At 66.3% G+C, this 6,461-nt stretch carries 8 protein-coding genes and 1 pseudogene (1 of these 9 running past the window's edge); 3 read left to right on the top strand and 6 right to left on the bottom strand.

From position 1 onward, the window contains the following. Window positions 1-354 precede the first annotated feature (354 nt). From EFAMC1_RS03045 to EFAMC1_RS03055, 3 genes are all read left to right on the top strand, one after another. Entirely contained in the window at window positions 355-1,386 is a 1,032-nt protein-coding gene (locus tag EFAMC1_RS03045) for a 3-deoxy-7-phosphoheptulonate synthase (RefSeq protein ID WP_154052880.1), read from the top strand. A gap of 139 nt (window positions 1,387-1,525) precedes the next feature. Continuing rightward, window positions 1,526-1,780 (top strand): HPr family phosphocarrier protein, encoded by a 255-nt coding sequence (locus tag EFAMC1_RS03050; RefSeq protein ID WP_154052861.1) that lies wholly within the window; start codon window positions 1,526-1,528, stop codon window positions 1,778-1,780. A gap of 116 nt (window positions 1,781-1,896) precedes the next feature. Then, a complete protein-coding gene (locus tag EFAMC1_RS03055) occupies window positions 1,897-2,514 on the top strand; it encodes an IMPACT family protein (RefSeq protein ID WP_154052881.1) in 618 nt (205 codons plus the stop codon). A gap of 306 nt (window positions 2,515-2,820) precedes the next feature. Here the strand turns inward: EFAMC1_RS03055 and EFAMC1_RS03060 are convergent, their stop codons facing one another. The 6 genes and pseudogenes from EFAMC1_RS03060 to nadA all read right to left on the bottom strand — a co-directional run. Beyond that, on the bottom strand, window positions 2,821-3,468 hold the full coding sequence (locus tag EFAMC1_RS03060) for an HAD family hydrolase (protein ID WP_154052862.1): 648 nt from the start codon (window positions 3,466-3,468) through the stop codon (window positions 2,821-2,823). 75 nt (window positions 3,469-3,543) lie between these two features. Further along, entirely contained in the window at window positions 3,544-4,155 is a 612-nt protein-coding gene (locus tag EFAMC1_RS03065; RefSeq protein ID WP_154052863.1) for a hypothetical protein, read from the bottom strand. A gap of 576 nt (window positions 4,156-4,731) precedes the next feature. Next, window positions 4,732-5,067 (bottom strand): hypothetical protein, encoded by a 336-nt coding sequence (locus EFAMC1_RS03070; protein WP_154052864.1) that lies wholly within the window; start codon window positions 5,065-5,067, stop codon window positions 4,732-4,734. Between the two features lie 97 nt (window positions 5,068-5,164). Beyond that, window positions 5,165-5,305 carry a hypothetical protein gene (locus EFAMC1_RS03075; RefSeq protein WP_187324527.1) on the bottom strand — a complete coding sequence of 47 codons (141 nt, stop codon included), beginning with the start codon at window positions 5,303-5,305 and terminating at the stop codon, window positions 5,165-5,167. Window positions 5,306-5,312: 7 nt separating this feature from the next. Then, window positions 5,313-5,852, bottom strand: a pseudogene (locus EFAMC1_RS03080) (FAD-binding protein). A gap of 3 nt (window positions 5,853-5,855) precedes the next feature. Continuing rightward, window positions 5,856-6,461, bottom strand: partial view of a quinolinate synthase NadA gene (gene nadA, locus EFAMC1_RS03085; protein ID WP_261981739.1) — the 3' portion only. Its footprint extends 456 nt past the window's final position; 606 of the gene's 1,062 nt are visible here — the last part of the coding sequence; the start codon falls outside the window, past its right edge — the gene reads right to left on this strand; the stop codon is at window positions 5,856-5,858.

Genomic DNA, 6,461 nt, shown 5'->3' on the forward strand with positions numbered 1-6,461 from the left:
TGGGCCGAAACGGCATAGTCAAAAGTAGTTATCCCGGAGTTTGCGACGACGGTGCCTCGAAATCGGCCTATTAGTCGTTCACAACTCAAAAGTGCGAAGACGCCCATTCGCATGCGCCGCGTAGATTGCTTGCGAGACGATTTTGCCAAGGGGCCAATGGGTTGTGGGCGCCTGTCCATGCCGGCTGGGCGTCAACCGCCCCGTCGCTTTGGCTCGGAGACGCTGCCATCCGGCGCGCCGCGAGGTCCCTCCCTTGCCGTATGATGTCGTTTCGCGAGATAATCGCCAAACCAGACGCATGCGAACGTGCTGCCGCGCCACCCCGCGCGCCTCCAAGGGAGACCACCCATGACCATGACCATGAACTTCAAGCGCCACTTGCCCATCCCCAAGGAGATTCGCGAGGAGATGCCCGTCCCGGCCGAGCTTGCCGCAAGAAAGTCCGCCTTTGACGCGCAGGTGGCCGACATCCTCACCGGCCGCGACCGCGAGCGCCGTCTGCTCATCATTGGCCCCTGCTCGGCCGACCGTGAGGATTCCGTGCTCGACTACGTGACCCGCCTCGCCAAGCTCGCCGAGCGCGTCTCCGACAAGCTCGTCGTCATCCCGCGCGTCTACACCAACAAGCCGCGTACCCGCGGCACCGGCTACAAGGGCCTGCTCCACAACCCCGACCCCGAGGGTGCGCCCGACCTGCTCGAGGGCGTCAAGGCCATCCGCCACATGCACCTGCGCGTAGCCGAGGAGTCGGGCTTCTTCACGGCCGACGAGATGCTCTACCCGTCCAACTACCAGTACCTCATCGACCTGCTCAGCTACATCGCGGTGGGCGCGCGCTCGGTCGAGAACCAGGAGCACCGCCTCGTGGCGTCGGGCGTGCCGTGCCCCGTGGGCATGAAGAACCCCACCGGCGGCTCCACGGCGGTCATGCTCAACTCCATCTACGCGGCGCAGGCCCCGCAGACCTTCATCTTCCGCAACTGGGAGGTCGAGACCACGGGCAACCCGCTCGCCCACGCGGTGCTGCGCGGCTACCAGGGCCTCGACGGCATCAACTATCCCAACTATCACTACGAGTACCTCGAACGCCTCGCCGCGCGCTATGACGCCGAGAAGTACGAGAACCCGGCGGCCATCATCGACTGCAACCACGACAACTCGGGCAAGCGTCCGTTCGAGCAGCTGCGCATCTGCCACGAGGTGGCCGACTCCTGCGCCCGCAACGAGACGATCGACCGGCTCGTGCGCGGCTTCATGGTGGAGTCCTACATCGAGGACGGCAACCAGCCCGTCGACGGCGGCGCGTACGGCAAGTCCATCACCGACGCCTGCATCGGCTGGGAGAAGACCGAGCGCCTGGTGCTCGAGCTGGCCGAGCGCGCGTAGCGACACCTGGGACCTGGCCGCGTTGGGGGCGCGGCTGGGTCCCGTTTCTTTGCGGGAGGGTTTGGTCGGGGCGCCGCGCGCGTTGGCGTCGCGCCCCGATGGGCCGGTCGGAAGGGCCGGCGTAGGGGAGAGGAAGGCCATGGTCGAGCTGTCGCACACCATCGTGGACCCGCTGGGGTTCCACGCCCGCCCGGTGATGCTCGTCGCCGCGGAGGCGGCCAAGTGGAAGAGCGATGTGGTGGTCTTGCACGGGCGCCGGCACGCCAGCGCGTCGGACCCCATCGCGCTCATGGGGCTCCAGGCCGAGCTTGGCGACGAGCTCACGCTCACGATCGACGGGCCCGATGAGGGCGATGCCGCCGAGTTCATCGCGCACATGCTGAAGGGCATCTAGTGGCAAAGGGCCGCAGGTCGCAGGCAGGGGAGTGCGGGGCCACGGGTGCCGCGGGTGCGGGCGCTGCCGCGGGGCCGGGAGGCGCTCCTGGCGCGGGCGCCATCTCCTACCTCACGATGCGTGCCGGCGCGGAGGCCACGGCCGAGTTCGTCGACCGCAAGAGCCGCTTCATCGCGCAGCTCACGCACGTGGAGTCGGAGGACGAGACTGCCGCGTTCATCGAGGCCGTTCGCGCCCGCCACTACGACGCACGGCACAACGTGCCGGCCTGGATCCTCGCCGACGGCCGCGAGCGAGCGAGCGACGACGGCGAGCCCCAGCGCACGAGCGGCATGCCCACGCTCGAGGTGCTGCGCGGCGCCGGCCTTGCCAACGTTTGCTGTGTGGTGACGCGCTACTTTGGCGGCACGCTGCTGGGGCCGGGTGGGCTCGTGCGGGCCTACTCTACCGCCACGCAGCGCGCGGTCGACACGGCCCACGAGCAGGGGCTCATCGTCGAGATGACGCTCGTCTGCCGCGTGGTGGCGACCATTCCCTACAGCCTGCACGATCGCGTGCGCGACCTTGCCGAGCGCTCGGGGGCGCATGTCGTCGGTACCGACTATGCGGCCGACGTGCACCTTACGCTCACGTTTCGCGCGGGTGAGGAGGTCGCGTTCGTCTCGGCCATGCGCGAGCTCGCCAACGGCGAGGAACTCTGCGAGATCTTTGCCCCAGAGTTCGCCGAGTTCTAAGTCCGGCTGAGGTCCCCGGCCGCTCCCGATCCGCAGCCGCCTTGCCCAGCGCCCAACCCGCGGGCTGCCAACCCGGCATCCCCGGCCGCTCCCGATCCGCAGCCGCCTTGCCCAGCGCCCAATCCGCGGTTACCTCGCCCAGCATCCGGCGAGCGTGCGCATAACCGACTTTTCCGGCTTGCTGCTCGTCAATAATCTCGGTTATGCGCACGTTCGTTAGGTCCGTGCCAGTCTCGCGAACCCCCACCCATGCAACGAGTGCGTAACAAGGTCGCGCCTCTCGCCCCCGCCAGCCGAGGCCTCGCCCTACCTTTCCAGCAAGAGGCGACCCAGCTCGACCGCGTCGCCGCCGTCCTCGCCGGTGAAGAGGAACGCCTGCATGCCGGTCACACGGGCGCCCTCGCAGTTGTCCTCCTTGTCGTCCACGAAGAGGCAGCTCGCCGCGTCGAGGCCAAAGCGCTCGCAGAGCAGCTGGTAGATGGCCGGGTCCGGCTTCATGAGCCTCTCGAAGGCCGATGCCATCCAGCCGTCGAGCACGCGCATCGCGGGCATATGGCCAAGCTGCTCGCCGATGCGCGTGGAGGCATTGGACAGCAGGTAGACGCCGTAGCCGGCCTCGTGCAGGCGCCGGGCCAGCTCGTTCGTGGGCTCGATGGGGTGCGAGTGCTCGGGCCAGCGGGCGAGGCACTCGGCAAGGTTGGGATGCAGCCGCTCGGGCAGGTGCGTCCGTGCGACGCGCGCGATGGTCTCGTGCGATATGGTGCCCGAGTCGAGCAGAGCCCACTCGGTTCGGCCAAAGAGTGCCTGGTAGAGAAGCTGGGCATCCTCCTCGTTGTCGGTGAAGTCGTGGGCGAAGAGCTCACCGTCGAACCTCATAAGCACGTTGCCCATGTCGAACACGACATTCTTGACATCTCGTGCCCGAATGCCCTGCTCGCGCGTCGCCACTGCCATGCTGCCTCCCGCCGCGCGTCTCACCTGTCAGATTTCCGAAGCGCCCTGCCATTCCTCGCCGCATCGCCGACGCCGCTAGTTATTTTCCACCAGCTCGCGGACAAAGCGGCGCACGAGCGTGAGCGGGTGGTCGGGGAAGTCGTCGTCGTACTCGGGCAGCTCGGAGTGGTTCATCGGGTTGCCGCGGATGAACGACGGGTCATAGGGGTCCATGAACCAGCCCTCCATGATGCGCGCGTTGTCCCTGTCCAGCTTGCTGAAGACGTAGGAGTCGCGGTAGCTCGAGACGCCCAGGGTGTCGAACGCGCCCACCGCGCCGATGACGCCTGCGTCGGTGCCCGTGTCGATGTGCAGCTTGAGGCCGTAGTGCTCGTTGCCGGGACCCATGTTGGTGCGCACGATGCTGTAGATGTAGGGGTGGCCGGCCGTGGTGGTGCCCGTGTCGACCTCGATGAGGCCCTGGTCGTCGTCGAGGGTCTCGTGGATGTCGTCGATGACGGCCTGCGCGTCGCCAAACGGCAGCGCCGCGTTGCGCCCGACCGGCGCCAGCGTGACGTGGCAGATGGCCCCGTCGGTCTTCTTGCCAAAGCTCGCCGACCCCGGCGCGTCGTACGGCGCGGGCTCGATGAAGTCGAAGTTGGCCGGCACGTTCACAGAGGTCGTGCCAACCGTTGTCGCGGTGCTCATGGGTGCTCCTTATGCATGCCCCGAGGCGGGGCCATGGTGTTGTGTCCTTGCCTCTTGTTCCCAAGGCCGCCTCGAAATCTCACGGCAGTGGGAAGTTGCCGGTTGTGGCTGCTTGAAGTGTGGGCGATGACATTCCGTCGACAGGGTCCATTCGCTGACGAGTGTCTGCGTGTTGACCCGACGAGCTTGCTTGTGGGTACGAAACTGCATAGCGATTTCGAGGTATTTCCATAAAAAGCCTGATTTCGGGTTCACTATCGTTGTTTGCAACCTACGCAATCTACCTGCGATTATGGTATTAAAACTGCAGGTAGGATAGGGTGTCTTCAAATGGTCGCAGAATGCGATAGTGAACCCGTTATCGTGCCTCGGGATTCCAACAGTGCATAGATATGCGAATATAAAAATATAATAACAAGTTATATACAATCCGGTTTTAGATAGGCCCAAAAGTTGACCTGAGCCTGAGACCAGAGGCAATCTTCACCGTGCTTCAGACCGAATGGGAAGACTTCGCGTTGGCTGCTTGCAAGTAGGGGGCTCCAGGGGCCGGTCGAGAGACTGGCCTCCTCCTATTTAGCATCTCACTATTCCGTGAGGATCGCTCTTCGTAGCTACCTTCAGCAAGATTGGCTCAAGTAGGTAAAACCAGTTCTGCGCCTTGTGCTTCTTGATCGTACTGTTTGGCATAATAGTCTGCAAAAAAAAGGCATTGATGTCGCACAGCTGGATGGGGCGCTCGAAGACGTCCAGGCCGCAGATGACGCCGTCGGCCTTGGTGATGAGCTGCACCGTGGCGCGGTGCGCGCCGGGCATGACGCTTGCCGTCGAGACGTCCTCGCTGGTGATGTCCTCGGCGAGCGCCTGCCTCACGAGCGGCTCCGCGACGAGCTTGAGCGTGATCGGATCCATGCCGTCTCCTCCCATGTGCACTCGGGGACGTGTTCAGGTTTCACCCTACGGGCCTTGGCGTTGGTGAGGTCGCCGGGGCGGCCCCGCGACGCCCGCGCTACCCGCGTGCGGAGCGAAGCTCCTCCGCGCGGCGGCGGGCCTGCTCGCAGCACGCCGACGACGCGGGGTCCGTCGCGCTCGTGCCGGGCGCCGGCTCGCCGACGCCGGCGAGCTCGTCGGCGATGTCCGCGGTATCCACGTCGGCCTCAAGCGCGGCGTCCGTTGCCCTCGCCGGCCTCGAGGATGTCCGTCATCTCGACGTTCTCCAGAAGCGTCACGTTCTCGAGCCCGCGCACGCGCGCCAGCGGCTTGGTGGTGATCTCGCGCCCGGTGACGTCGGCGTGACAGCAGATGCGCGGTGCGCTGTGGGCGCCCTCGCGGGTGTAGGCGAGCGACCCGTCCGCCTCGCGCTCGAACTCGACGCCAAACCCCACGAGCTCGTCGATCACGGCGCGGCTCGTGCGAATCATCGCGTCCACCTAGCTGCGGCGGTTCTCCCAGTGCCCCGCGCGCATGGTGTCGCGGAAGTAAGGCCGGTAGTCCTCGGCGTCGCGCAGCACGCAGATGCCGCCCTGAGCGAGTATGGAGTCGCACTCCTCGAGGCTTGCCTTGGATAGCATGGCGACGGACAGCCCTCGTGGCAGGTTGATCGCGGCGTACAGCCCGGCCACGCCGCAGCCCACGATCACGACGTCGTACGTGCCGGCCGCGCCTTCTGCCGCGCCGGCACCTCTCCCGGTGCCCATGCGCTATCTCCCCGCGTACTCGAGCATGCGCTCGAGCGTGACCTTGGCCGCCGGTACGAGCGCCTCGTCCACGCGCACCTCGTGGGCCTCGGGGTCGCGCAGGCACGCCACCAGCCTGTCGAGCGTCACCATCGCCATGTTCACGCAGGTCGGCGTCGTGGCCGGAAACCAGAAGCGCGCGTCGGGCCGGCGGCGGCGCAGCTCGCCGATCACGCCCACGACCGTGAGCACGATGAAGTCCGTCTGCTCGGGGTGGCTCGCGGCGAACTCGATGATGCCCTTGGTGGAGCCGATGTAGTCCGCCTGGGCGAGCACCTCGGCCGTGCACTCGGGGTGCGCGAGCACCAGCGCGTCGGGGTGCGCGACCAGCAGGTCGTCGACCTGCTCGGGGGAGATCATCATGTGGCGCGGGCAGTACCTGCGGTTGAGGATCACGTGCTTGTCGGGCAGCTGCTCGGCCACGTAGCGCCCGAGGTTCTGGTCGGGGATGAACAGGATGTTGTGCTGGGGGAGCCCCGAGCAGATCTTGACCGCGTTGGACGAGGCCACGCAGACGTCGCTCCACGTCTTTATCTCGGAGGTGGAGTTGACGTAGCACACCACGGCGAG

Origin of the sequence: Olsenella uli, assembly GCF_901212675.1 — a bacterium.
GTDB classification, from domain to species: Bacteria; Actinomycetota; Coriobacteriia; order Coriobacteriales; family Atopobiaceae; genus Parolsenella; species Parolsenella uli_B.

Excerpts from the sequence above, each read along its gene's own strand:
- EFAMC1_RS03045 (WP_154052880.1), top strand. The coding sequence starts at position 355 with ATGACCATGAACTTCAAGCGCCACTTGCCCATCCCCAAGGAGATTCGC.
- EFAMC1_RS03050 (WP_154052861.1), top strand. The coding sequence starts at position 1,526 with ATGGTCGAGCTGTCGCACACCATCGTGGACCCGCTGGGGTTCCACGCC.
- EFAMC1_RS03055 (WP_154052881.1), top strand. The coding sequence starts at position 1,897 with ATGCGTGCCGGCGCGGAGGCCACGGCCGAGTTCGTCGACCGCAAGAGC.
- EFAMC1_RS03060 (WP_154052862.1), bottom strand. The coding sequence starts at position 3,468 with ATGGCAGTGGCGACGCGCGAGCAGGGCATTCGGGCACGAGATGTCAAG.
- EFAMC1_RS03065 (WP_154052863.1), bottom strand. The coding sequence starts at position 4,155 with ATGAGCACCGCGACAACGGTTGGCACGACCTCTGTGAACGTGCCGGCC.
- EFAMC1_RS03070 (WP_154052864.1), bottom strand. The coding sequence starts at position 5,067 with ATGGATCCGATCACGCTCAAGCTCGTCGCGGAGCCGCTCGTGAGGCAG.